This is a genomic window from Blautia sp. DFI.3.45, from assembly GCF_020593505.1.
Lineage (GTDB): Bacteria > Bacillota > Clostridia > Lachnospirales > Lachnospiraceae > Blautia_A > Blautia_A wexlerae.
On the sequence record NZ_JAJDMI010000104.1, the window covers coordinates 1 to 2,206 of the forward strand.

The window sequence follows — 2,206 nt, forward strand, 5'->3', positions numbered from 1 at the left end:
CATTATGAACTACAAAACGGCAAATGTATAGTTACCCAAGAATTAAGCGCTTACCCTGTGGTTACCATGCAGATGAAAAAAAATACCAGATATGTAGCTGAGTAAAAACAGACATATATACATAATTCCCGCAATCAGAAAAATGCTCAGTGAATGAAAAAGAGTTTTACGTTCCACTCCGTTTACAGTATTGATAAAAATCATTACAGGAAGCGCCAGTTTTATTACAAATTTTGAAATGACTTCAAGATTTTCTCTGTTCATAACCCGTGTGCGGATCAGGATCACGCCTGCAAGCATGTAGATCACGAACATTCCGATCTGAGCAGTCAGAATGCTGAAAGTATTCATTTGAGTTCTCCTTTTTTTTCGTAAATTCACATGAAATTATAACTGCAAAAAAGTGAAAATACAACAGAAAGTATAGGTGGCGAAAAATGTTTTTTTGAGTTACAATAAACAAAGCTGAGTTATATATTAGGAGGAGTAAAAAAGTGAATGTATTAGAAATTGTTCTGCCTGTACTGGTTATGATCGTGGTCGGTATGCTGTGCAGAAAATGGAAGATTCTGACCAGAGACGGAATCAATAACATGAAGGTGCTTGTAACGAATGTTATGCTTCCGATTGCTATTTTTCATGCTCTGGCAACAGCGGAATATAATAAAGAAACCGGAATCCTGATTTTGATCATGTTTGTAATGCTGGTAGTATCCTTTGGTCTGGGCTTTTTGCTGAAGCCATTTCTGAAAGGAACCTATCAGAAATATCTACCGTTTATGGTAAGCGTATATGAAGGGGGACTTATGGCCTATCCGTTATATACAAGCCTCTGTGGCAGTGAAAATCTTTCCCGTATTGCAGTTCTGGATATTGCCGGACTGTTGTTTGGATTCAGTGTATATATGGGAATGCTGGGACAGGTGGAAAACGGTGAGAAGATTGATGTGAAAAAACTGTTTTTCAGTGCATTAAAGACTCCGGCATTTATTGCAAGTATCCTGGGAATTATTGCAGGATTATCGAAGGTGATCCTTGCAGTTTTAGACAGTCCTTTCGGAGGCGTGTACCAGAGTGTGGAAAATATTCTCACCACATCTGTGACTGCCATTATTTTACTGGTAGTGGGATACAGCATGGAACTGAATGCGAAATTATTAAAGCCATGCATTGCCACGATCATCTTACGTGTATTGCTTCAGGCAGTGATGATCGCAGGAGTTCTTGTTGCTGTACATTATCTGGTAGGTGATGATCGGCTGGTCAATCTTGCAATTATCAGTTATATGTCAGCACCGGCCACATTCAGTATGCAGACTTTTATGAAAGATGAAGAAGGAAGCGCTTATGTTTCCACAACAAACTCCATGTACTGTCTGGTATCTATTCTTGTATATATAATTATGGCAGTGACAATCTACTGATCATGAAATCTGAATAACAGAAAATGAAAATTACTGCGGATTGAAATAGACCTGGCGGTAATTTTTGTATGTCGCAGGAAATTACTTCGTAGAGTATTTTTCATGCAGCTAAGTCTATGGACGTAAATGTTCTGTTTTTCTTGGGATTCACAGTAGTTATTACTATAAATCTTATTTTGGCGAAGATACGGAAGATGATTATGATTATCAGTTCAATGTAGTTTATGATTATCAGGCGTTCGCAGATGCGGATGCATTGATTATTGCATATGGTTCCCTTTGTATTTTTCTGGACGAAAAAGAAAGGAAAACGTTTCTGGACAAATATAAGGATAAGCCCTGTGTTCTCGCAGAAGAAAGAGACCATTCAGGAAAAGCTACTTCTATTATAGCAGACAACTATCACGGTATGTATGCTGTGGCAGAACATCTGGTGAGGGATCATGGATATCGAAGATTTACTTATCTTGCAGGACCTCATGGAAATACAGATGCCAATGAACGGCGTCAGGCGGTCTTTGATGTAATGAATGCATATAAAGTTTCATTTGATGAAAGCAGGATAGCATATGGAGATTTTTCGTCCTGCGTTCAGCAGCAGGTGAATCCGCCGCTTACAACGGTACTTCAGAATGCATTTGACATGGGATATATGGCAATGATCGGTGCTGCAGAGCTCTGCAAGGGAAAAAATGTCATTCCGTTGTAGTTCCTGCAAAGATCAGGATCCCTATAAAAAGCTTGAATGAAAAAGTAAATTCTACATTCTAATATACCTTGAT

At 38.5% G+C, this 2,206-nt stretch carries 3 protein-coding genes; 2 read left to right on the forward strand and 1 reads right to left on the reverse strand.

The features are described 5' to 3' along the window. Positions 1-42: 42 nt before the first annotated feature. Positions 43-351: an AEC family transporter gene (locus LJE09_RS16980; RefSeq protein WP_227311588.1), complete on the reverse strand. Its 309-nt coding sequence runs from the start codon at positions 349-351 to the stop codon at positions 43-45. 143 nt (positions 352-494) lie between these two features. On the opposite strand from LJE09_RS16980, the gene LJE09_RS16985 reads away from it, so the two are divergent. After that, the gene (locus LJE09_RS16985; protein ID WP_118569853.1) at positions 495-1,424 is read left to right on the forward strand and encodes an AEC family transporter; all 930 of its coding nucleotides are present in this window, start codon (positions 495-497) and stop codon (positions 1,422-1,424) included. A 256-nt stretch (positions 1,425-1,680) separates the two neighbouring features. Then, on the forward strand, positions 1,681-2,133 hold the full coding sequence (locus LJE09_RS16990; RefSeq protein ID WP_173681011.1) for a hypothetical protein: 453 nt from the start codon (positions 1,681-1,683) through the stop codon (positions 2,131-2,133). The last annotated feature ends 73 nt before the right edge of the window (positions 2,134-2,206 follow it).

What these genes read in the sequence shown, in the direction of transcription:
- LJE09_RS16980 (WP_227311588.1), bottom strand. Translation starts at nt 351, where the DNA reads ATGAATACTTTCAGCATTCTGACTGCTCAGATCGGAATGTTCGTGATC.